The organism is Pseudomonas sp. LS1212 (assembly GCF_024741815.1).
Taxonomy (GTDB): domain Bacteria; phylum Pseudomonadota; class Gammaproteobacteria; order Pseudomonadales; family Pseudomonadaceae; genus Aquipseudomonas.
Window position 1 is genome coordinate 4,956,238 of record NZ_CP102951.1, and the last position, 22,748, is coordinate 4,978,985.

Consider the following 22,748-nt stretch of genomic DNA (forward strand, 5'->3'; position numbering starts at 1 on the left):
AACTCATGTTCTATGAACTGCGTACCTACACCATCAAGCCCACCCGGCTGGCTGACTGGCTGGCGTTGTATCAGAGCGACGCCCTGGCAGTGCAGACCGAGCATCTGGGAAAACTGGTGGGGTTCTTCACCACTGAATTCGGCGAAGCCAACCAGGTGGTGCATATCTGGGCCTATGAAAGCCTGGATGAACGCATGGCCCGCCGTGCGAGCATGGCGGCAGACAGTCGCTGGGCCGAGTTCAGTCGCAAGAACAAGGAGCTCGATGCGGTGGTTCGACTGGAGTCGCGGATGATGCGGCCTACCGGGTTTTCACCGCTCAAGTAGCCTCACTTCGGAGAACCATCCATGAACACACCCGAGCGCATCGACTGCGACGTGCTGGTCATCGGCTCAGGTGCCGCGGGCCTGGCCACGGCGGTGACGGCTGCGCACCATGGCCTGAAGGTCATCGTCGCCGAAAAGCACAGCCAGCTTGGCGGTACCAGTGCCTGGTCCGGTGGCTGGCTGTGGGTGCCGGGCAATCCACTGGCGATCGCTGAAAGTCAGTCGGAAGTCAACGGCGCACCCGAACGCTACCTGCAACATGAGCTGCACAACCCCGAGCTGGATGAACGCGTGCGGGCCTACCTGCAACACGGCCCGCAGATGGTCGAGTTCTTCCAGCAAAACACCGAACTGGCCTTCTATTCCGGCAGCCGCATGCCGGACATGCACGATGGGCCCGGCGCTGTTCGCGGTGGCCGCTCGCTCTGTGCCCAGCCCTATGACGGTCGCCGTCTCGGCGCCTGGATCAAACGCTTGCGCCCGCCGCTGGACTTGATCAGCCTGGGCGGCATGGGCATTGCCGGTGGTGCCGACCTGGCGCATTTTTTCAACGCCCGGCGCTCTTTGCGCTCGGCACTGCATGCAGGCCTGCGCCTGCTTCGACACTGGCGTGACCGCCTGGTGCATGGCCGCGGGTTGCACTTGGTCAATGGCAATGCACTGGTCGCCCGGTTGTTGCGCAGCGCGCTGGACCTCAAGGTACAGATTCTCACCGATTCCCCGGTCGCAAACCTGGTGCGCGATGGCCAGAACGTCATCGGCGCCGAGCTACAGACCGCCAACGGCAGTTTACTGATCCACGCCCGCCAGGGCGTGGTACTGGCCGCCGGAGGCTTTCCTCATGATCAGGCGCGTATCGGGCAATTGTTCAAGCACCCCGAACACCTCTCGGCCGCGCCCTTGAACAACACCGGCGATGGCCTGCGCCTGGGCGAGCAGGTCGGCGGCCAGATCAGCGCCGACCTGGCCCATCCCGCCGCCTGGGCCCCGGTGTCGCGGGTACCGCGCGCGGACGGCAGCTTCAGTGCTTTCCCACACCTGCTCGACCGGGCCAAACCGGGCTTCATTGCCGTACGCCGCGATGGCCGCCGCTTCGTCAACGAGGCCGACTCCTATCACGACTTCATGAATGCACTGTTCAAGGCCACGCCAGCCGGCGAAGAAGTGGCCGCCTGGCTGATTTGCGATCACCCGACGCAGCGGCATTATGGACTCGGCTGGGCGAAGCCGTTTCCATTCCCGACCGCGCCCTACCGGCGCAAGGGCTATCTCCACCGCGGGCAGACCTTGAGCGAACTGGCCCGCCACTGCAGCCTGGACGGCGCGCAACTGGAGGAGACGGTTGCGCAATTCAACGCCCAGGCCAGCCAAGGTCGAGACCCGCAATTCCAACGCGGCGCCTCAGCCTACAACAAGGCCCAGGGCGAAGCACTGCACGGGCCGAACCCTTCACTGGGGACGCTCGAGCAAGGACCTTTCTATGCGGTAAAACTGGTGGCTGGCAGCCTCGGCACGTTCGCCGGGCTCCGGACCGATGCCTGCGCCCGCGTGCTCGATGCCCAGGCCACGCCCATTCCCGGCCTGTTCGCGGTCGGCAATGACATGGCCAGCGTTTTCGGCGGGCATTACCCCAGCGGCGGAATCACCCTGGGGCCGGCCCTGACCTTTGGCTATATCGCCGGGTTGACCCTGGCCGAGGCTATGCCTGCAGGTAGCGCAGCACCGAGTCGCAGATCATCTCGCGATGCCGCTGCTTGATTTCGTCGTCGAGGAAATCCAGCTGGAAGATCTCGCCGAAGGTGTGTCGGTTCGAAACCCGGTAGAAGCAGAAGGAGCTGATCAGCAGGTGCACATCCAGCGCATTGAGCCCGGAACGGAAAACACCCTGCTCGGCACCGCGCGCAAGGATTTCATCGAGGGCATTGAGCACGGTCTTGTTCATCGAGCGAATCGCCGTGGACTGCTTGATGAATTCGCCGTTGTGCAGGTTTTCGTTGCAGACGATGCGCACGAAATCGACGTTGCGGTCATGGTGATCGAAAGTGAATTCGACCAGCCGACGCATGCCTTCGCGCGGCTCGAGCTCGGCCAGGTGCAGGTTGCCTTCGGTGCGACGGATGTCGCCGTAGAGTTTTTCCAGCACCTCGACGTACAGCTGCTCCTTGCTCCCGAAGTAGTAATAGATCATGCGCTTGGAGGTATGCGTGCGCTCAGCGATCGCATCCACCCGCGCACCGGCCAGCCCCTGCTGGACGAACTCGGTGATGGCCGCCTGGAGAATATTCTCGCGGGTTTTTTCCGGATTGTTCTTGCGGCTCTTGCGCGGTGCCTCGGCAGGCTCGACAGAGAGTGCTGGAGTTGTCGTCATACTGGACTCACGGCCATCGATAATCAGCGGCAATTATGGGCCCGATGGCGTAGCGAAGGAAGCCTGGAGCAAGATAAGCCCCAGGCGCCTCGATTTCCATGCAGATCCCTACAGTTTCGCGTGACGCAGGCCACCGCTACGGGCCTTGGCCATGGCCGCCAGGCGCACTGCAACGTTGGCCGCACCGTAGCCGGCATAGCCATTGCGCCGTTGCAGCACTTCAAAGAAGAAGCGCTCTTCGAAGGCCTCGGTATAGACGTGGAACAACTCGCCGCCCTGGGCATCACGGTCGTACAGCACATTGTAATAGGCCAGCTCGCTGAGAAACTCATCGTCGAAATCAAAGCGGGCCGCCAGATCGTCGTAATAGTTCAGCGGAATATCGAGCAAGGCCAGACCCGCCTCCTTGGCCTGCTTGACGGCAGTAAAGATGTCGTCGCAGTCGAAGGCGATGTGGTGCACCCCCGAACCGCGGTAACTGGACAAGGCATGGGAGATCGCCGTGTTGCGGTTCTCCGAGATGTTCAGCGGCAAGCGGATCGAGCTGCAGCGACTGCGCAGGGCGCGACTCTTGACCAGGCCATAAGGGTCCGGCAGCACCACTTCGTCGTCGGCCTTGAAATCCAGCAGGCTCTTGTAGAACAGCACCCAACTGTCGAGGCTGTCGGGAGGCAGCGCCATGGCCATGTGGTCGATACGCTTGAGGCCGACCGGGCTTGCCGGCAACTGTGCCAGGCTGAAGTCGGTGTCATAGATGGTCCGGCCTTCGGCATCCTGATCCACAAGGTAGATCAGGCTGCCATCGGGTGCGCGCACCGCCGCCAACTCACGCTCGTTGGGCCCGACCAGGCCACGGTACGGTTGGCCATGGTAAGCCACCGCCCGCTCCAGCGCCTGGGCACTGTCCTTGACCCGGATCGCCGTCGCACACAGCGACGGGCCGTGGGCTTCGAAGAAGTTGTGGGCAAAAGAATAGGGTTCGGAATTGAGGATCAGGTTGATATCGCCCTGGCGCAGCAGGCTGACGCTCTTGGAGCGGTGTTGCCCGGCCTTGACGAAACCCAGGCGCTCCAGCCAGGCGCCGAGCTTGGCACCCAACGATTCATCCACGGCGAACTCGAGGAACTCGACACCGTCGTAACTGCTGGCCGCAGGTGGCGCGAACAGGTTGCCCAGCAGCGTCGCAGGTTGGGCCCGCTGCTCGAGCAGTTGCCGGGTCTTTTCCTCCAGGTACAGCAAGGAGCGCAGGCCGTCAGCGGCATTGGCCCGTGGCGGCGCGGCGCGGAACCCGTCGTTGAAGATTTCCAGCGACAGCGGGCCGTTGTAACCGGTCTCGATGATCGGCGCGAGAAAGCCCGGCAGATCGAATTCGCCCTGGCCCGGGAAGCAGCGGAAATGCCGGCTCCACTCCAGCACATCCATGGCCAGGATCGGCGCGTCAGCCATCTGCACGAAGAAAATCTTGTCGCCGGGGATCTCGCGGATCGCGCTGGGGTCACCCTTGAGCGACAAGGTATGGAAGCTGTCCAGGATCATCCCGAGATGGGGATGGTCGGCTTGCCGGACGATGTCCCAGACCTGCTGATAGGTATTGACGTGCCGGCCCCAGGCCAGTGCTTCGTAACCGATCCGCAACCCACGAGCACCGGCGCGCTCGGCCAGCAGATGGAGATCGTCGACGAGGATCTGGCGCTCTCCCAGCGAGTCGGCGGCCACGTTGCTGCACACCAGCACCAGGTCGGTACCAAGCTCCTGCATCAGGTCGAATTTGCGTTCGGCGCGTTCCAGGTTGCGCGACAGACGGTCACGCGGGCAGCCCTCGAAATCACGAAACGGCTGGAACAGCGTGATTGCGATGCCGAGGTCGGCGCACATCTGGCGGATCTCGCGCGGGCTTCCATCGTAGTAGAGAAGGTCGTTTTCGAAGATCTCGACACCGTCGAAACCCGCGGCGGCAATGGCTTCGAGTTTTTCCGGCAGAGTACCGCTCAACGAGACGGTGGCAATCGAACGCTGCATGTCATGGCTCCAGTAGGCGTAGGCGCAGCCCAGGTAGGAGGATTATTGGTGGGGTGATTCTATACCTCAACTCAAAGCGTACGAACTAGTTAGTTTTGTGTGCGATTATCGACCAGAATACCATTCAGCGAATTGACGCTTTTTCGATCAATGCGCAACATCTTCACCCACAGGGCATTCGCTCAAAGGGCCACAAGCCCCGCGAAAAATGCCAGGACCGAAACTGCTGTAACCCAGCGTCACCAAACCCAGGCACCACCATAAACATAAAAATTCGGGTAAACGCTCATGCATACATTCAACGCTTCGCCTCCCTGCTCGCTCCCCTTGCGTGCGTCCGCCATGCGCACTTGCATCCCCCATCGACGCCTACTGGGCCAAATGGCATTGCACCGCTGAACACGTAGGGTTCACGTCGTCTTCCAGGCCTTGGCCGGAAACGACGATTCCCGGTCAGCGAACCAATCCCTGCCTCTTTCTGAATTGCCGTATCCGCCTGCACGATGCAGCGTGGTCAGTCAGTTCCTGCACCCGCAAATGTGCAGAAAGGGTTTGGCTCCAGACCAGTCGAAGTCCGATAGCTGGGTCGATTCCAGCGTCATGAAACGGATGGCCACAATAAAATGATCCATACTCAAAGCTCCTCCCAGGCGCCGAACATGGTTAACCCTCACGCCGGTATCGGAGACCAGATCCGTGGTGCCATGGCGGTCGGCAAGACCCGTTGGGCAATGCTCGCCCTGGTGTTCTTCGCCACGACCCTGAACTACATCGACCGCGCCGCCCTTGGCGTGATGCAGCCGATCCTCGCCAAGGAGTTGAGCTGGACGGCGATGGATTACGCCAACATCAACTTCTGGTTCCAGGTCGGCTACGCGATCGGCTTCGTACTGCAAGGCCGGCTGATCGACCGGGTCGGGGTCAAGCGCGTGTTCTTCTGCGCCGTACTGCTCTGGAGCCTGGCCACCGGTGCCCACGGCCTGGCAACTTCGGCGGTCGGCTTCATGGTTTGCCGGTTCATTCTGGGCCTGACCGAAGCGGCCAACTACCCGGCTTGCATCAAGACCACCCGGCTGTGGTTCCCCGCTGGCGAACGCGCTGTCGCAACCGGCATCTTCAACGCCGGGACCAACGTCGGTGCCATGCTCACGCCAATGCTGCTGCCGCTGATTCTTACTGTCTGGGGCTGGCAGGCCGCGTTTGTCGCCATGGGCTGCCTGGGCCTGATCTGGGTAACTTTTTGGGGCTTGAAGTACTTCAACCCCGAAGACCACCCGAGCGTGAACAAGGCCGAGCTGGACTACATCCAGAAAGAAGTCGAGCCAGAGCAAACCCGCGTACCTTTCTCGCGCATACTGCGCATGCGCGGCACCTGGGCCTTCGCCCTGGCCTACTCGATCACGGCGCCCGTGTTCTGGTTCTACCTGTACTGGCTGCCGCCGTTCCTGAACCAGCAATACAACCTGGGCATCAACGTGACCCAGATGGGTATCCCGCTGATCATCATCTACCTGAGCGCCGACTTCGGCAGCGTCGGCGGCGGCATCCTCTCCTCGTTCCTGATTGGCCGCGGCATGGCGCCGGTCAAGGCACGCCTGTTGTCGATGCTGTTGTTCGCTGCCACCATCGTCAGTGTCATCTTCGCCGCGGGCGCCAGCAGCCTGTGGGTCGCGGTACTGGCAATCTCCCTGGCCATCGCTGCGCACCAGGCCTGGACTGCAAACATCTGGAGCCTGGTGATGGACTACACGCCCAAGCACCTGATGAGCACGGTGTTCGGCTTCGGCGGCATGTGCGCCGCCATCGGCGGGATGTTCATGACCCAGGTGGTCGGCTACATCCTGACCACCACCAACAACAACTACACGCTGTTATTCACCATGATCCCGGCCATGTACTTCATTGCCCTGTTGTGGATGTACTTCATGGCGCCACGCAAGGTTCCGCGTATCGAGGATTGATCTCTGATTGCGAGCGCTACGCGCTCGAGCTGGTGCGCCATTGCGACAGCCTGCGGCAGCGGCTACACCGATCGAGTAAAGCCGATCTCATGTAGCCGCTGCCGCATGGCTGCGCTAAGGGCCGTAGGACCTTCATTCAATGCGGCTGCGTTGTAACCAGACTGCCGCCAGCCCACTGAGGCAGATCACCGCAATACCGATCTGCGTGGTGAGATCCGGGGCATGGGAAAAGAGCAAGAAGCCCAACAGCCCGGCGAAGACAATCTGGCAATAGCCGAACGGCGCCAACAAGGCCGGTGGTGCATGCCGGAAGGCCTGGGTCAGGAACAGGTGCGCCAGCATGCCGCAAGCGCCCAGCGCCAGCATCAACGCCCCATGGAACAAACTCGGCACCTGCCAGAAGAACGGCACCAGCGCACTCATCACCACGGTATTGAACAACCCGGCGAAAAAGTTACTGGTGGTCGGACTGTCGACCTCACTCAGCTTGCGGGTGAGGATCTGATAGAAACAAAAACACAGCGCGGAGCCGAACGGCAACAACACCGCAGGTGTGAATAATTCGCCGCCCGGATGCACGATCACCACCACTCCGACAAAACCCGTCAACACCGCCAGCCATTGCCCTCGCGTGACCTGTTCGCCCAACAGGGGCACCGACAACGCCGTCACCAGCAAGGGGGCAAGGAAGTTGACCGCCGTCGCTTCGGCCAGCGGGATGAACTGCAAGCCGCTGATGAACAACAGGCTGGTGCCGAGCAGGCACAGGGCGCGCAAGGCCTGCAGCAGAGGCTTTCGAGTGCGCAGAACACGCAGGCCCGATTGCGGCAGGAAGATCCCCATCATCAACAGGGTGTGCGCCACATAACGGGCCCAGACCACCATCATGACGGGATAGAAACCCGTGAGGTATTTCGACAGCGCATCGTGACTGGAGAACAGGAAGGTCGCGGCCACGACCAACACAATGCCCTTGAACGGTTGGCTGACACCGGCGAGCGATGTGCTGGAAGTGGTCATCGGTAACTCTGAGCAGAAGGGATTAGAGATGGGTCAACAGCGCCCAGGTCTTGTCGATGGCCAGTTGTGCACGCTCCAGGGCGCTGACACCCTGCTCGAGCAAGCCCAGGGTTGGGATTTCCAGGCTCAATGGCAAGTCGGCCGGCAGGTTGCGCAACAGCCCCAGCAAATCGCAATCGCCGTCACCGGGGAAGCGCCGCTCATTGCGGGCCTGGCGAAGGATTTCATCCATGTCATCCGGACGCGGGCCGGCCACGTCGCACAATTGCACGTAGTGCGTGCGTGACGCGGGCAATCGGCGCAAATCTTCCAGGCGCGATCCCGAACGATTGAAATGGAAGGCATCGACCAACACGCAGCCATTCTCTCGCCCGGCGTTTTCGACGATACGCATGGCCTGCACCAGGTCCCTGGCGTCAGTCCAGGGCATGAACTCCAGGTGCGGGTGCAAGCCGTACTGCGCAGACAGATCGCACAAGGCCGCGAAGTTTTCTGTCAGGCGTTGTTCATCAGGATCGTTTCCAGCCACCAGCAACTCGCTCGCGCCAAACTCGGCACCGACCGCCAGGATCGCTGCGAAATCGCTGACGCGCGTTTCCGGCTTCAGCCGCAGGATCTCGACGTCAAATACCTGGATGCCGGTGTCGCGCAAGCGGGCGACCGTCTGGCGTCGCAGGTCGGCATCGCTGACCAGCGGGAAATGCTTTTCCTGAGGAGTTGCCGGCTCCAGGCGCAACCCCACATGGCTATAGCCGGCGCGAGCGGCCACCTCGACCATTTCCGGGGGCGACAGCTCCAGCACGGTCAGGGCTGCCAGGGATATGATGCGTTGGCTCATGAATGTTCCTTCAGCGGCCTTGCGGCCGCTTGTCATGGGTTATCAGATGGTTTGCGGTGCACAGGCGCGACCGCTGGCGGCGGCATCGCGAATGGCCTCGATCAACGCCAGGGTGCGCGCCGCGTCGGCGGCACTGACCAGCGGCTCTGCCTGGCCGCGGGCGACCTCGATGAAGTGCAGCAACTGCAGGCGCAAGGCCTCATCGGCACTGAACGACTCCTGCACCTGCAGCAATGGGTCATGCCAGCCCGCCCCGGCTTCGGCATAGTGCCAACGCTTGAGCTGAGGAATGCTCAAGGCACCACCAGTGCCCGCCAACAGGTAGCAAGGCTGGTCGGCCTGGCGCGGATAGACCGGGTTTTCTCCAGACCCCAGCTCCCAGCTCCACGGCGCGGCCACAGCGTCGGAACCGGTCAGGCTGCCCAGCGCTCCGTTTTCGAATTGCAACAGCACGGCGACGCAGTCCTCATTGCCGAAGCCGCGCACGGCATTGCTGGTGATGGCCTGGACCTGACGCACTTCGCCACACAGGTGACGCAGCAAGTCCAGGTCATGGATCAGGTTGGTCAGCAGCATTCCAGCGCCCGCCTCGCGGCGCCAGGGAATGTCGAAATAGCTGTCGGGTTTGCGCAACTGCCATAGCGCAGTGACGTTGGTCAGCGTGCCCAGCGCCCCGCTGCTGACGATTTCGTGGGCGCGAGCGATCAACGGGTTGTGCCGCCGATGGTGCCCGACCAGCACCGGAACACCCGTAGCAGTTGAGGCCGCTACCAGCTCACGCACCTCATCCAGATGGACACCCACCGGCTTTTCCAGCAGCACCGGCACACCGGCTGCCAGGCAATCGAGCGCGGTAGTGACGTGCAGCGCGTTCGGATTGGCGACGATCACCGCTTGAGGCTCGACCTGTTCGAGCATCTGCCGATGATCGGCAAAAAACGGCACGCCGCATTCGGCCGCGAACGCCGCCGCCTGCGGGCCGGGGTCGGCCACGGCGCAAAGCTGCGCCTGGGCCAGGCCACGCAAATGCTGGTAATGCTGGCGCCCCATGACGCCAGCGCCGATCAGGGCAATCCGAAGGGGTACGTTCAAAGCGGTAGTCCTCTGGGTGTTGTTGTTTTCTCCGATTTATTTAGAACTCAGTTCCACTTTCTTGCAAGAAGAAATTTGCGGGCAAAAAAAATGGCAACGCTGTGCGTTGCCATTTTTTTGTGCGACCGCTTTACGGTCGATCGCGGGCAAGCCCGCTCCCACAGAAGCGCTACAGTGCACGCTTAATTTGTGGGAGCGGGCCGGGCGGCGCTCCGCTTGCCAGCGATGAGGCCTTACCAGGCGACATCAAAAACGGGCCGATCTCAACCAAACAATTCCGACGCAGGACTCGCCCCCGACAACTCCGCCGCCGCACTCAACAGCAACGGCGCCAGTTCATGCAAACGCTCCTCCGGCATCCGCGCAGTCGGCCCAGCCACGCTCAGCACCCCAACCACATGCCCCGCCAACGGATGACGCACCACCGCAGCCAGCGCGGACGTCCCTACCGCAGAGCTTTCCACGACCCAGGCATAGCCATGCTCGCGGGCGATACGCAGACGTTCGAGCAACTCGGCGTTGGACGCTGGCGCATTCGGACCAAAGTCTTCGCGGTTGGCAATGCCCTGGCGCTCGACCAGCACCAACGCTTGCGCATCACTCATGCTGGCCAGCCAGGCATGCCCGGAAGCGGTATAGAACAACGGCGCATCGCGGCCCATATCCGGGTCATAGCGCAGGCCGGAGCGTGCGCCCTGGGACTTGGCGATCCAGGTTTGGCGCTCGCCATCGATCAACCCCAGGCGCACCAGCTCGCCGGTTTCCTGGGCCAACCGATCAAGGATCGGCTGGACGATATCCGCCCCACTGCTGGCCAGATAGCGAAAGCCCATGGCGACCAGTTTGGTGCTCAGGTGATAGCGGCTGTTTTCCGGATTCTGGCGCACATAGCCCAGCCGGATCAACTCGCCAAGCATGCGGTGCGTGGCGCTTTTGGGGATGTCCAACTGCTCCGCCAGGGTCTGCATGGGCAACCCGCGGGGATCACTGGTAAGGCTTTCGAGAAGACTGAAAGCGCGTTCGATCTGACTGCCGGCCATGGTTTTGGGTCCTGAAAATTTTGCCGATTCTAAAGAGCGCCGTCGAAAGCGCAAACCACTGTCCGATCTTCGCCCGTTTTTGCAACTCACCCACTTGGCGAATGGCAAAAGCCAATCATAGAATGTGGAACCAAGTTCCATAATAATACAATTCGCCGACGTTCCCGGCGAGGAGACTTCAATGACTGCCCCTACCCCACGCTCTACCACAGTGGACTGCGATGTCCTGGTCATCGGCTCGGGAGCGGCAGGCCTGTCTGCAGCGGTGACGGCTGCCTGGCACGGGCAAAAGGTCATTGTGGTGGAAAAGGATAATGTCTTTGGCGGCGCCACGGCCTGGTCCGGCGGCTGGATGTGGGTACCCTGCAACCCGCTGGCCCGTCGCGCCGGTATCCTCGAGGATCGCTCGTTGCCGCGTACCTACCTCGAGCATGAGCTGGGCGAGCAGTTCAACCCGGCCATGATCGATGCCTTTCTCGAGGCCGCGCCAAACATGGTCGCGTTTTTCGAAAAGCATACGGCGCTGCAGTTTGCCGATGGCAACGGCATTGCCGACATTCATGGCCAGACACCCGGCGCCGGTACCGGTGGTCGCTCGGTGATCGCCGCCCCCTATAACGCACGCAAGCTTGGCAAGCTGCTCGGGCGCTTGCGCAAGACCATGCGTGAAACCTCCTTCTTGGGCATGCCGATCATGGCCGGCCAGGACCTGACGGCGTTCCTGACCCTGACTCGTTCGTGGCGCTCTTTCATCCATGTGACCAAGCGATTCACCAAGCACCTGTGCGACCTGACCCTCAAGGGCCGCGCCCTGCATCTGGTCAACGGCGTAGCACTGGTCGCACGCCTGGCCAAATCGGCTGAAGACCTGGGGGTATTACTCTGGGAATCGGCACCGGCCAAACGCCTGCTGCATGAAGGCGGTCGAGTTACTGGCGCCGAAATCGAAACTGCTCGCGGCCCGGTCACGATCAAGGCGCGCAAGGCCGTGGTACTGGCCGCCGGGGGCTTTGCCAACGATATCGAGCGGCGCAAGGCACTGTTCCCGCGTACGCCCACCGGCCATGAGCACCTGGCACTGCCGCCGCTGGGTGCCAGCGGCGATGGCCTGCGCCTGGGTGAAAGCGTCGGTGGCCAGGTCGCTGACGACCTGGTTTCCCCGGTCGCCTGGGCACCGGTGTCGAAGGTGCCTTACAAAGACGGCAGCCATGGCCATTTTCCGCACATCATCGAGCGTGGCAAACCCGGCATCATCGGCGTGCTGGCCAACGGCAAGCGCTTCGTCAATGAAGCCAACGGCTACTACGACTATGTCGCCGCCATGGTGGCTGCCGCACCGGGTGAGGAAGTCGCGTCCTGGCTGATCTGCAGCCACCGGTTCCAGCGTCGCTACGGTCTGGGTATCTCGCGCCCCTTCCCGTTGCCAGTCGCTCCCTTCATTCGCTCCGGTTACCTGAAAACCGGCGACACCATCGAGGCATTGGCCCGCGCCTGCGGCATCGACCCGGTCGCATTGAGCCAGACCGTCAGCGAGTACAACCGCCATGCCCGCCTGGGCGATGACCCGGAATTCGGTCGCGGTTCGACCCCCTACAACCGCAAACAGGGCGATGCGCTGCATATGCCCAACCCCTGCGTCGCACCGATCGAACAGGGGCCGTTCTATGCCGTCAAAGTCGAACCCGGCTGCTTTGGCACCTTCGCGGGGCTCAAGACCAACGAACACGCCCAGGTACTGGAGGGGCAGAGCCGGCCCATCGAGGGGCTGTATGCCGTCGGCACCGACATGGCCAGCATCATGGGCGGCCATTACCCGGCCGGCGGTATCAATCTCGGCCCGGCCGCGACTTTCGGCTATATCGCCGGTCGCCACATCGCTGGTGTCACGGCCTACGAACAACCGGCGGGCTAAGGTTTCTGACAATCTCGTGGGAGCGGCCCTGGCCGCGAATGAGCACGACTCCGGCCCCTTCGCGGCCAGGGCCGCTCCCACGATTTCAGCGTTTACTCAGAAGTCGAAGAACACCGTCTCGCCTTCGCCCTGAATACGAATATCAAACTGGTACGCCAGCTTGCCATTCACTTCACAGCGGCGCGCTACCAGCGTCTCGCGACGCTGTGGCTGTTCGATCAGGTTGAGCACCGGGCACTTGGCGTTGGCCTCGCTTTCATCATCGAAGTACAGCCGGGTCTGCAAGTGGATGTTGATGCCACGGGCGAACAGGGTCACGTTGATGTGCGGGGCCATCGGTACGCCAGCGGCGTTGTCGACGATACCCGGCTTGATGGTCTGCAGGGCCCATTCACCGGCATCGAAGGTTGTCGCGGTACGGCCGAAGCTGTTGAAGGGTTTTTCCAGGTTGTAGTCGGCGTCGTAACGGCCGGCATGGTCGGCTTGCCAGAACTCCAGGAAGGAGTCGCGCACCAGATGGCCGTTGCCGTCGTAAACATTGCCAAACACCAGAATGTGCTCGCCCGGCGCACCGGACTTGGCCATCTGGTTCCAGATTTCCTGGTCGCGGGTCGGGTTGCCGGCCGCTTCCAGCGCCAGGCCGATGTGAACGTAAGGGCCGGCCGTCTGCGAGGGGGTTTCAGGCAGCAATTGGATAGGCATTCGCGTGGCTCCTCAGCAGTTTTCGAAGTGGGTCTTGCGCTGGCCGCGCAGTACGATGTCGAAGCGATAGGCCAGGCAATCCATCGGATTGGCATTACCCATGTCGAGTTTGGCAATCAGGCTCTGCATCGCTTCGGGATTGGCGATCGACTTGACGATCGGGCACAGCGGGATCATCGGGTCGCCTTCGAAATACAGCTGGGTGATCAGGCGGGTTGCAATCGACGGGCCGCTGATCGAGACGTGAATGTGCGCCGGGCGCCAGTCGTTGGGGCCGTTGCGCCATGGATAAGGACCCGGCTTGATGGTGCGAAAACTGTAGTAGCCCTCGCTGTCGGTCAGGGTCCGGCCGACACCACCGAAGTTCGGGTCCAGCGGCGCCAGGTACCGATCATTCTTGTGACGGTAGCGACCGCCGGCGTTGGCTTGCCAGATTTCCACCAGCGTGTGTGGAACCGGCTTGCCGTACTGGTCGCAGACGCGACCGGCGAGGATGATGCGTTCGCCGATCGGCAAGCCGCCATTGTTGAAGTTCAACAACAGGTCGTTGTCGCGCTGGCCGAACTTCAGGTGCGAGAAGTCCGGGCCGGTGGTTTCGCTGGCAGATTGAGGAATGCTGACCAGGGCCTGGCTCGGGGAGCGAGCGATGGACGTTTTGTAGTCAGGGGTGAAGGCTTTGGGGTGCCAGTTGCGATCACGGATGATGAAGCGACTGTTGTCTGCAGCAGACATGTCGTGCTCCTGTTATTGGATTTTTGGAGGGCCCTTGAGGCAGGCATGTGCTCAGTGTCCGGCAAACAGCGCAGGTCGGAAACTGAAAAGAAATGCCCAATACATAACCATATGGTTATCTGACTCTTGAGAATTCTGGGCAACCCAGGCGCCCGGACACAATGAGGGTGACCATGAGCTACCCTTTACCTTCAGGTTATGGACACGCTGCGTGCGACCTCAAGAGGACTTCCCATGCTTTGGAAAAAAGGCAGACGCAGCGACAACGTGGTCGACGCGCGGGGTGAAGGCGGCGGTCGCGGCATGCACATAGGCGGCAAGGGCTTGAGCCTGACCGCGGTGGTGCTGATCGTCGGCATCGGCCTGCTGACCGGCCAGGACCCGATTCAGATTCTCGGCCAGTTGACGGGCGAGATGAGCCAGCAAACGGCCCCGGTCGATAGCGGTTCACGCCAGGCGCCCCCGGCCAATGATGAACAAGCCGAATTCGTACGCAGCATCCTCGGCGATACCGAAGACACCTGGCGGCAGATTTTCCAGCAAGCCGGCAAGCAATACCGGGACCCGACCCTGAAACTCTTCAGCGGCCAGATCAACTCCGCCTGCGGCTTCGCCTCCTCAGCCACCGGCCCCTTCTATTGCCCGTCCGATCAGATGGTCTATCTGGACATGGAATTCTTCCGGGAGATGGAACAGCGTTTTTCGGCGGCAGGTGATTTTGCCCAGGCGTACGTGATCGCCCATGAAGTCGGCCACCACGTGCAAACCCTGCTCGGCGTTTCAGCCAGGATTCAGTCTGCGCGCCAGCGCGGCGAGCGGATGGAAGGCGACAACGGTTTGCTGGTGCGCCAGGAACTGCAGGCCGACTGTCTGGCTGGCGTATGGGCTTACCAGGCGCAGAAACGCCTGAACTGGCTGGAACCTGGGGATATCGAGGAAGCCATGAATGCGGCCAACGCCATCGGCGATGACCGCTTGCAACAGCAAGGCCGGGGGCGTGTCGTACCCGACTCGTTCACCCACGGTACCTCGGCGCAGCGCATGCGCTGGTTCAAGACCGGTTTCGCCCAAGGCCAGATCACCCAGTGCGATACCTTTGGGGCCGGCAGTCTTTAGCCCGTGGTCAGCATGCGGGACAAGGCCTGGCAATCGGCCGCATGCCAATCCGTCAGCTCCGGCCAGGGGTTGTCCGGCAGGTTGACCAGGATCGTCCGAGCCCCGGCAGCGCGCCCGCAATCGAGGTCGAAGCGGTAATCGCCAACCATCACCATGGTACTGGGCGGAACATCCCAGGCCTGGGACAGCCTCAGCAGGCCACCGGGATGCGGTTTGGGCGGTGCCTCATCGCGACCCAGCACATCCTCGACCGCGAAACAGTCGGCTATTCCGATCGCTTCAAGGGTGACATGCGCCAACTCACGGGCATTGCGCGTAAGGATGCCCAGGCGATAGCCGCGCCCGGCCAATTTGCGCACCAGTTCCACCGCACCCACGGCCGGGCGCGAAGCCACCGCCAGGTCGCGTTCGTGCTCCAGCAACCAGGCATGTTTGGCCGCAGCCTCCGCTGGCGGCAATGCCGCCAGGTGGGTGAGGATGTCGTGCTCGGGGGGAATGCCCAGCGCCTCGCGAATCGCGACAAAATCATGTACGGCCACCGTCAGGGTGCCGTCCATGTCGAACACCCAGTGTCGAATTTCGGCCAGGCTCATGCCCAGTCCTTGCGATGGCGAATCAAGCCTTCCTGGGCCGAGGACGCGACCAGCTGGCCGGCGCGGTTGTAGATGCTGCCCCGGCAAAAGCCCCGGGAATTGCCGGCCCAGGGGCTGTCCATGGCATACAGCAACCAGTCATCGGCGCGCAGGTTGCTGTGGAACCACAGCGCGTGATCGAGGCTGGCGATCTGCATATCCTTGTGCCAGACGGACTTGCCATGGGGCATCAGCGAAGTGGTCAGCAGGCCGAAGTCCGAGGCATAGGCGAGGATGTATTTATGCAGGGCGGGCGAGTCCGCGAGCATGCCATCGGCGCGAAACCAGACGTACTTGATCGGATCGCCGGCAACAGGATTGTAGGGATCCTTTTCGGTCACGGGGCGCACTTCGATCGGCTTGGCGCACAGCAGTTTGTCGCGGATATGCTCCGGGATCTGGTCGGCCATGCCCTTGAACAACTCCACTTCCGACGGCAGGTTCTCCGGCCCGACCACCTGGGGCATCTGCGCCTGGTGCTCGAAGCCTTCTTCGTCGTACTGGAAGGACGCACTGCAGGTGAAGATCGGCTGGCCCTTCTGGATCGCCGTTACCCGGCGGGTGCTGAAACTGCCGCCGTCACGGACCCGGTCGACCTGGTAGACCACTGGCAGGCCGGCATCGCCCGGGCGCAGGAAATAGCCATGCAGCGAATGCACATGGCGTGCTTCTTCCACGGTCTGGATGGCAGCGGAAAGCGATTGCCCCAGCACCTGGCCACCGTACAGCTGGCGAAAGCCCAGGTCCTGGCTGCGCCCGCGAAACAGGTTCTCCTCGATAGGTTCCAGGCTGAGCAAATCGACCAGATCGTCCAACACATGGCTCATTCAAGCTTCTCCTAAGCATGGATTCGGTGATCGGCAGGGGCTGGCAAGCGTGAGCATCGAACTCAAGTACGATCCTCTTCCCACACGACCTTGGGTGAAATCATACAGCCTTTTGACCTTCAACCACGCAAGGTCTCCAGCCACTGCGCCCGGTCGATCCGGTACAGCACATGGGGTGTGAGTGGATGATCGGCCGGCAGGCGCGGATGGTCGAAATCTCCGCCCAGGTCGCGTTGCATGCCGATGGCCTGCATGACTTTCTGCGAAGGCAGATTGCTCTGGCTGGTAAATGACACCACTTCCTCGAGCCCCAACTGACCGAAGGCGCAGCGCAGGCAGGTCCAGGCCGCCTCGCTGGCAAAGCCCAGGCCCCAGTGGCGCCGGGCCAGGCGCCAGCCAATCTCGACAGCCGGCGTGAAGGGTGCATCGAAACCGACATGCAACAGGCCTGTCAGGCCGATGAAAGCGCCGGTATCCTTGCGCTCCAGCGCCCACAGGCCGAAGCCGTATTCAGCGAAATGGCCACGAATCCGCCCGATCAACGCCGCGGTTTCCAGGCGACTCAAGGGCGCGGGAAAATAGCGCATTACCTGCGGGTCGGCACACAGCGCCGCAAACTCGGGCAGATCATCGTCGTGCCACTGGCGCAGCAACAAGCGTGCGCTCTCGAGTTCAAGAATCGGGTTCATCCTCAGGCTCCTCTGTCGACCTCTGTTGAGTGTAAGCGCTGGCAACCGAGGGGCCGCAACTGGCAAGATCCAGATCCGGGTCCTGTCTTGAAATTTCCATGCCGCTGCCACTGATCTACCACGACGACTACAGCCCGGCGTTTCCTGCCGAGCATCGCTTCCCGATGGACAAGTTCCGCCTGTTGCACGATCACCTGATCGACAGCGGCCTGACCACCGAGCAAGCCCTGTTGCGTCCGGAAATCTGCCCCGGCGACATCCTTGCCCTGGCCCATGATCCGGCCTACATCGCTCGCTACATGTGCGGTGAATTATCTCGCGAAGACCAGCGTCGCCTCGGCCTGCCCTGGAGCGAAGCCCTGGCCCGGCGCACCGTGCGCGCCGTCGGCGGTTCGCTGCTGGCTGCCGAACAGGCGCTGGAGCACGGGCTGGCCTGCCACCTGGCCGGTGGCACCCATCATGCTCATTATGACCATCCGGCCGGCTTCTGCATTTTCAACGACCTGGCAGTGATCAGCCGCTACTTGCTGGAAAGCGGCCGGGTCGGCCGGGTGCTGATCTTCGATTGCGATGTTCACCAGGGTGATGGCACCGCGCGCATCCTGGCAGACACCCCGGACGCCATTACCGTGTCGCTGCACTGCGAGCAGAACTTCCCGGCGCGCAAGGCGCAAAGCGACTGGGATATCCCCTTGCACCGGGGCATGGGCGATAACGAATACCTCAAGGTGGTCGACGATGCCCTGAATTACTTGTTGCCGCTGTATAAGCCCGACCTGGTGTTGTATGACGCCGGCGTGGATGTACACAAGGACGATGCCCTGGGTTACCTGCAACTGACCGATGCAGGCGTTGCCGCGCGTGATGAGCGCGTGCTGCGCCATTGCCTGGGTCGAGATATTCCAGTAGTCGGGCTGATTGGCGGCGGCTACAGCAAGGACCGCCAAGCCCTGGCCCGTCGTCACGGCATCCTGCACCACAGTGCCCAGCGGGTATGGGAAACCTTGTAGTTACCCACAATGGCTGTGGAGCGGCCTGTGGATAACCTGAGCGAAAGGTCGTTCAGGCCCTGTAGCTTGTGCCCTGCAGCGTGCTGTACGTTTTTTGTTCACTGCCTCCCGGCGTTCGCCTCGGGTACAATGCCCGGCTTATTTCAGCGACCTGCAGCCCGTCATGACCAATACCACTCCCCTCCAATGCGCCCACGCCGTCATCATCGGCGGCGGCCCGGCCGGCCTGATGGCGGCCGAAGTGCTGAGCCTGGCAGGCGTGAAAGTCGACCTGTATGACGGCATGCCCTCGGTAGGACGCAAGTTCCTGTTGGCAGGGGTCGGCGGGATGAACATCACTCACTCCGAAGCCTATCCGGTATTTCTCTCCCGTTACGCCGAGCGCGCGGCCGACATTGCGCCGCTGCTTGAGGGGCTCGATGCCGCTGGCTTGCGGGAGTGGATTCATGACCTGGGCATCGACACCTTCGTCGGCAGTTCGGGACGGGTTTTCCCTACCGACATGAAGGCAGCACCCCTGCTTCGCGCCTGGCTCAAGCGCCTGCGCGATGCCGGCGTAGTTATCCACACCCGCCATCGCTGGTTGGGCTGGAATGATGACGGTTCGCTGCACATCGCTTATCCACAGGGCGAGTTGGCGATCAAGGCTGACGCCGTAGTGCTGGCCCTGGGCGGTGGCAGTTGGGCGCGACTGGGGTCCGATGCGGCGTGGTTGCCCTGGTTGCAAGCCAAGGGCGTCGCCCTGACGCCGTTGCAACCGGCCAACAGTGGCTTTGAAGTGCAGGCCTGGAGCCCGTTGCTGCGCGATAAGTTTGCCGGCGCGCCGCTGAAGAACATTGCCCTGAGTCTCAATGATCAGCCGCCGCGGCTGGGCGAATGCGTGCTGACGTCTGGCGGGTTGGAAGGCAGCCTGGTCTACGCCCTGTCGGCGCAGATCCGCGAGCAGATCAACCAGGCCGGCACCGCTACGCTGGCACTCGACCTGTTGCCGGGCAAGCCTGTGGACAAGATTGCGGCCGCCTTGAGCAAGCCACGAGGTTCACGTTCGATGGCCAAGCACCTGCACAGTCAACTGGGGCTCGATGGGGTCAAGGCGGCCCTGTTGCGCGAGTTGACGTCCAGGGAGACCTTTGACGATATGCAGCAACTGGCGCGGGCGATCAAGGCATTGCCGGTGACGCTGGTGCGCCCTCGCCCGCTGGATGAGGCGATCAGCACGGCCGGTGGCGTGGCGTTCGAGGGGCTGGACGAGCAGCTGATGCTGCGGCACTTGCCGGGCGTGTTCTGCGCCGGGGAGATGCTTGATTGGGAAGCGCCGACCGGGGGGTATTTGTTGACGGCGTGTTTTGCCAGTGGGCGCAAGGCGGGGTTGGGGGTGTTGGAGTGGTTGCGGCGTTGATCGTAATGCGGCCGCGTTGCGGCCGAGCGCAGCCTGGCGGCAGCGGCTACAAGAGTCCGACGCAACACGGTCGGCGTAGCCGCTGCCGCAGGCTGCGCTCGGGCGCAACGCGGCCGCAGGATCTCGAATTCGCTTAAGGCTTACGCTTACGCGGCCCGGTATTGAACGCCGGCACCTTGCGCACCGGCTTGACCGCCGGCGCTTCAACCACCGTGTCCCCACTGTCCATCCAGCGCCCCAGGCTTTTCTTGCCGCCCAACTCCTTGGGTTTCTTCGGCTTCTTCGGTTTCTTCAGCACCTGGCCGGTGGCATCGGTTGCCGGCACGCGATGTTCCGGCTCGAAATCCGGCTCTTCGTGGCGTGGCAGGGTCTTGCGGGTCAGCATTTCAATGGCCGACAGCAATTGCACTTCGTCAGCGCAAACGAGGGAGATCGCTTCGCCGGTCGAGCCGGCCCGGCCAGTACGGCCAATGCGGTGGATGTAATCCTCAGCCACGATCGGCAGATCGAAGTTGACCACCAACGGCAAGTCTTCGATATCCAGACCGCGCGCAGCCACGTCGGTAGCGACCAGGATCTGCGTTTCGCGAGCCTTGAAACTGTCCAGCGCGCGCTGGCGAGTGGCCTGCGGCTTGTCGCCATGGATACCGTCGGCATTCACGCCCTGGCCCTGCAGGCGCTCGACCAGTTGATCGACACCGTTGCGGGTCTTGGCGAACACCAGCACCTGCTTCCAGCGTTGCTTGCGCAGCAGATGGCTGAACAGCTCGGGCTTGCGCTTCTTGTCGACCGGCACGACCCACTGCTTGACGGTATTGGCCGCTTCGTTGCGCGGGCTGACTTCGACGCTCAGCGGATCGTCAAGCATCTGCCCGGCCAGCAGGCGGATGGGGTCGGAAAAGGTCGCGGAGAACAGCAAGGTCTGGCGGCGCTTGGGCAGCGCGGCATAGATGTCGCGCAACTCTTCGGAGAAGCCCAGGTCGAGCATGCGATCGGCCTCGTCGAGTACCAGTGCCTGCAACTGGGAAAACTTCACGGCGTTCTGCCGGTACAGATCGAGCAGACGACCCGGTGTCGCCACCAGCAGGTCGACGCCTTTGCGCAGCTTCATCATCTGCGGGTTGATACTGACCCCGCCATAGACCGCGTAAGTGCTCAATGGCAGGTGTTCGGCGTATTCCTGGATATTGGCATGCACCTGCTCGGCCAGCTCGCGGGTCGGCACCAGCACCAGCGCCCGTACCGAGTTGCTGGCGACCTTGGCCCCTTCCATCGTCAACCGCTGCAGCAATGGCAAGGCGAAGCCGGCGGTCTTGCCGGTGCCGGTCTGCGCCGCTGCCATCAGGTCGCGCCCGGCCAGCACGGCCGGGATCGCTTGCGCCTGTACCGGAGTTGGCGAGTTGTAGCCGAGGGTTTGCAGGGCGCGCAGCAAGGGTTCAATCAGGCCAAGTTTGGCGAATGTCATGGGAATACCGTCAGAGAGTTCAGCAATGCGCGCAGTTTACCTTGTCCGCTGCCCTTACTGCTTGCGCCATTGCGGCAGACCAATCAACACCACGGCACTGATGATCACCGCCATGGCCAGGCACTCTTCGACGCCGATCTGCTCGTTGGCAAAGACGATCCCCAGCAACACCGCCACGGCCGGGTTCACGTAGGCATAACTGGTCGCTGCCGCCGGGCGCACATGCTTCAACAAAAACATGTAGGCGCTGAACGCCAGGATCGAGCCGAAGAACACCAGATACAAGGCGAGGAACGCGCCAATCAATAGAACGGGACAACGACGAGAGGGAGGCATGCAGGTCTCGTAAACAAATGATCGGAGCGCCATCGTGAAACGCCTGCCGCTCGGCCATCTGGAGACCAACGGCAAGAAGAGCTAGCCGCGATGGCGCTTGAGCGCATCAGCGATTTTCGCCGCCGGCACCTTCTGCAAACTGCACAATAACTGGTGCGTGACTGCGCCCAGGCCATGGGTCTGACGCAGCTCGGTGGCCAGGTGCTGGGCCAGGTTGGCAGCCATCTCGGCGTCAGCCATGGCCCGGTGCGCCTTGCCGGTGTCGGGCAGGTTGGCCCAGCGGGTCAGGGTGCCGAGCTTGTGGTTGGGTGCGGCGGGCATCAGCCGTCGTGCCAGCAGCATCGAGCAGGCAAAGCTCTGGCTGCGGCTGCGGCGGATCTGCGCCAGCTCGAAATCCCAGAACTTCTGGTCGAAGGATGCGTTATGCGCCAGCAAGGGCGTGTCACCGACAAACTCGGCCACTTCATTCATGACCTGTGCCACGGGTGGCGCGCTGCGCAGCATGGCGGTGGTAATGCCGGTCAGGCTGGCGACAAAGCCGGGCACCGGCAAACCGGCATTCATCAGGCTCTGGTAGCGCTCGACAATGCGCCCCTGCTCAAGCATCACCACGGCGATTTCAGTGGCCCGGCAGTGCGGGCCCGGGGAGATTCCGGTGGTCTCGAAGTCAATGACTGCAATACGTTCCAAACGGCTCAAACCTCAAGAATTGTTTCAGTTTTTCAACAGCAAGGCGCCTTCGATCGGCACATAGCGGCTGGCGGCCCGAATCAGGGAGTTGGCGGTCAGGCCCGGTACGCCATAGGCCACCGCTTCGACGCCATGCTTGCTGATGATGCGCTCGAGCAAGAGGTCGAAGTCGCCATCGCCGGAGGCCAGCACCACCTCATCGACGTGATCGGCGGCGTCCATGATGTCGATGGTGATACCCACGTCCCAGTCACCCTTGGCCGAACCGTCGCTGCGCTGGATGTAGGGTTTGAGTTTGACCGTGAAGCCCAGGTTGCGCAGGATCTGCTGGAACTGCTGCTGCTTGCTGTCGCCGCGATCGATGGCGTAGGCGTAGGCCTCGACGATCTGCCCGCGCTGACTGATGTCCGCCCAGAGAGCGGCATAGTTGAAGTGGCAGCCATACGCCTGACGCACGGTGTAGTAGAGGTTTTGAACATCGGCGAACACCGCTATTTTCTTCACCGCACATCCTCTTGGCGCCGGGGCGCACTGGCTGGCCGCCGAAACTCAGGGCCGATTCGGCGCCCAGTAT

General features: G+C 62.4%; 21 protein-coding genes and 1 pseudogene. 7 read left to right on the forward strand and 15 right to left on the reverse strand.

Annotated elements, in window-relative coordinates:
* The first annotated feature begins 5 nt into the window (after positions 1-5).
* On the forward strand, positions 6-326 hold the full coding sequence (locus tag NVV94_RS23095; RefSeq protein ID WP_258444645.1) for an NIPSNAP family protein: 321 nt from the start codon (positions 6-8) through the stop codon (positions 324-326).
* A gap of 21 nt (positions 327-347) precedes the next feature.
* On the forward strand, positions 348-2,084 hold the full coding sequence (locus tag NVV94_RS23100; RefSeq protein WP_258444646.1) for an FAD-dependent oxidoreductase: 1,737 nt from the start codon (positions 348-350) through the stop codon (positions 2,082-2,084).
* Here NVV94_RS23100 and NVV94_RS23105 read toward each other — a convergent pair.
* Both NVV94_RS23105 and quiC read right to left on the reverse strand, forming a co-directional pair.
* A complete protein-coding gene (locus NVV94_RS23105) occupies positions 2,026-2,694 on the reverse strand; it encodes a TetR/AcrR family transcriptional regulator (RefSeq protein WP_258444647.1) in 669 nt (222 codons plus the stop codon). The two genes, NVV94_RS23100 and NVV94_RS23105, sit on opposite strands and share 59 nt — an antisense overlap.
* Positions 2,695-2,802: 108 nt before the next feature.
* Positions 2,803-4,713, reverse strand: a complete 1,911-nt coding sequence (quiC, locus tag NVV94_RS23110) for a 3-dehydroshikimate dehydratase QuiC (protein WP_258444648.1) — start codon at positions 4,711-4,713, stop codon at positions 2,803-2,805.
* A 623-nt stretch (positions 4,714-5,336) separates the two neighbouring features.
* On the opposite strand from quiC, the gene NVV94_RS23115 reads away from it, so the two are divergent.
* Positions 5,337-6,674, forward strand: a complete 1,338-nt coding sequence (locus NVV94_RS23115) for an MFS transporter (RefSeq protein WP_258444649.1) — start codon at positions 5,337-5,339, stop codon at positions 6,672-6,674.
* Positions 6,675-6,806: 132 nt separating this feature from the next.
* Here the strand turns inward: NVV94_RS23115 and NVV94_RS23120 are convergent, their stop codons facing one another.
* The 4 genes from NVV94_RS23120 to NVV94_RS23135 form a co-directional block, all read right to left on the reverse strand.
* The gene (locus tag NVV94_RS23120; RefSeq protein WP_258444650.1) at positions 6,807-7,694 is read right to left on the reverse strand and encodes a DMT family transporter; all 888 of its coding nucleotides are present in this window, start codon (positions 7,692-7,694) and stop codon (positions 6,807-6,809) included.
* Between the two features lie 22 nt (positions 7,695-7,716).
* Complete coding sequence (locus tag NVV94_RS23125) at positions 7,717-8,532, reverse strand: sugar phosphate isomerase/epimerase (protein ID WP_258444651.1); 816 nt, start codon at positions 8,530-8,532, stop codon at positions 7,717-7,719.
* Positions 8,533-8,574: 42 nt separating this feature from the next.
* On the reverse strand, positions 8,575-9,624 hold the full coding sequence (locus NVV94_RS23130) for a Gfo/Idh/MocA family protein (RefSeq protein WP_258444652.1): 1,050 nt from the start codon (positions 9,622-9,624) through the stop codon (positions 8,575-8,577).
* A 263-nt stretch (positions 9,625-9,887) separates the two neighbouring features.
* Entirely contained in the window at positions 9,888-10,664 is a 777-nt protein-coding gene (locus NVV94_RS23135) for an IclR family transcriptional regulator (protein ID WP_258444653.1), read from the reverse strand.
* A gap of 181 nt (positions 10,665-10,845) precedes the next feature.
* On the opposite strand from NVV94_RS23135, the gene NVV94_RS23140 reads away from it, so the two are divergent.
* Positions 10,846-12,576: an FAD-dependent oxidoreductase gene (locus NVV94_RS23140; protein WP_258444654.1), complete on the forward strand. Its 1,731-nt coding sequence runs from the start codon at positions 10,846-10,848 to the stop codon at positions 12,574-12,576.
* A gap of 96 nt (positions 12,577-12,672) precedes the next feature.
* On the opposite strand, the gene pcaG is transcribed toward NVV94_RS23140, so the two are convergent.
* Both pcaG and pcaH read right to left on the reverse strand, forming a co-directional pair.
* Entirely contained in the window at positions 12,673-13,278 is a 606-nt protein-coding gene (gene pcaG / locus NVV94_RS23145; protein ID WP_258444655.1) for a protocatechuate 3,4-dioxygenase subunit alpha, read from the reverse strand.
* 12 nt (positions 13,279-13,290) lie between these two features.
* Complete coding sequence (pcaH, locus tag NVV94_RS23150; RefSeq protein WP_258444656.1) at positions 13,291-14,010, reverse strand: protocatechuate 3,4-dioxygenase subunit beta; 720 nt, start codon at positions 14,008-14,010, stop codon at positions 13,291-13,293.
* A gap of 234 nt (positions 14,011-14,244) precedes the next feature.
* Here pcaH and NVV94_RS23155 point away from each other — a divergent pair, with 234 nt between their 5' ends.
* Positions 14,245-15,126, forward strand: coding sequence for a neutral zinc metallopeptidase (locus NVV94_RS23155; protein WP_258444657.1), 882 nt, complete (start codon positions 14,245-14,247; stop codon positions 15,124-15,126).
* On the opposite strand, the gene NVV94_RS23160 is transcribed toward NVV94_RS23155, so the two are convergent.
* The 3 genes from NVV94_RS23160 to NVV94_RS23170 form a co-directional block, all read right to left on the reverse strand.
* Positions 15,123-15,719, reverse strand: a complete 597-nt coding sequence (locus NVV94_RS23160; RefSeq protein WP_258444658.1) for an HAD family hydrolase — start codon at positions 15,717-15,719, stop codon at positions 15,123-15,125. The genes NVV94_RS23155 and NVV94_RS23160 overlap by 4 nt on opposite strands.
* Complete coding sequence (tesB, locus tag NVV94_RS23165) at positions 15,716-16,585, reverse strand: acyl-CoA thioesterase II (protein WP_258444659.1); 870 nt, start codon at positions 16,583-16,585, stop codon at positions 15,716-15,718. The genes NVV94_RS23160 and tesB overlap by 4 nt, the downstream gene beginning before the upstream one ends.
* A 119-nt stretch (positions 16,586-16,704) precedes the next feature.
* On the reverse strand, positions 16,705-17,274 hold the full coding sequence (locus NVV94_RS23170) for a GNAT family N-acetyltransferase (RefSeq protein ID WP_258444660.1): 570 nt from the start codon (positions 17,272-17,274) through the stop codon (positions 16,705-16,707).
* A gap of 98 nt (positions 17,275-17,372) precedes the next feature.
* Between NVV94_RS23170 and NVV94_RS23175 the strand changes: the two genes are divergently transcribed.
* Complete coding sequence (locus NVV94_RS23175) at positions 17,373-18,284, forward strand: histone deacetylase (protein WP_258444661.1); 912 nt, start codon at positions 17,373-17,375, stop codon at positions 18,282-18,284.
* Between the two features lie 163 nt (positions 18,285-18,447).
* Positions 18,448-19,683, forward strand: a complete 1,236-nt coding sequence (locus NVV94_RS23180) for a TIGR03862 family flavoprotein (RefSeq protein WP_258444662.1) — start codon at positions 18,448-18,450, stop codon at positions 19,681-19,683.
* A gap of 133 nt (positions 19,684-19,816) precedes the next feature.
* Here the strand turns inward: NVV94_RS23180 and NVV94_RS23185 are convergent, their stop codons facing one another.
* The 4 genes and pseudogenes from NVV94_RS23185 to NVV94_RS23200 form a co-directional block, all read right to left on the reverse strand.
* A complete protein-coding gene (locus NVV94_RS23185; RefSeq protein WP_258444663.1) occupies positions 19,817-21,148 on the reverse strand; it encodes a DEAD/DEAH box helicase in 1,332 nt (443 codons plus the stop codon).
* A 54-nt stretch (positions 21,149-21,202) separates the two neighbouring features.
* Positions 21,203-21,430, reverse strand: a pseudogene (locus NVV94_RS23190) (EamA family transporter); the annotation flags it as partial.
* 135 nt (positions 21,431-21,565) lie between these two features.
* On the reverse strand, positions 21,566-22,174 hold the full coding sequence (locus tag NVV94_RS23195) for a PolC-type DNA polymerase III (protein WP_258444664.1): 609 nt from the start codon (positions 22,172-22,174) through the stop codon (positions 21,566-21,568).
* 24 nt (positions 22,175-22,198) lie between these two features.
* A complete protein-coding gene (locus NVV94_RS23200) occupies positions 22,199-22,678 on the reverse strand; it encodes an NYN domain-containing protein (RefSeq protein ID WP_258444665.1) in 480 nt (159 codons plus the stop codon).
* Between the last annotated feature and the right edge of the window lie 70 nt (positions 22,679-22,748).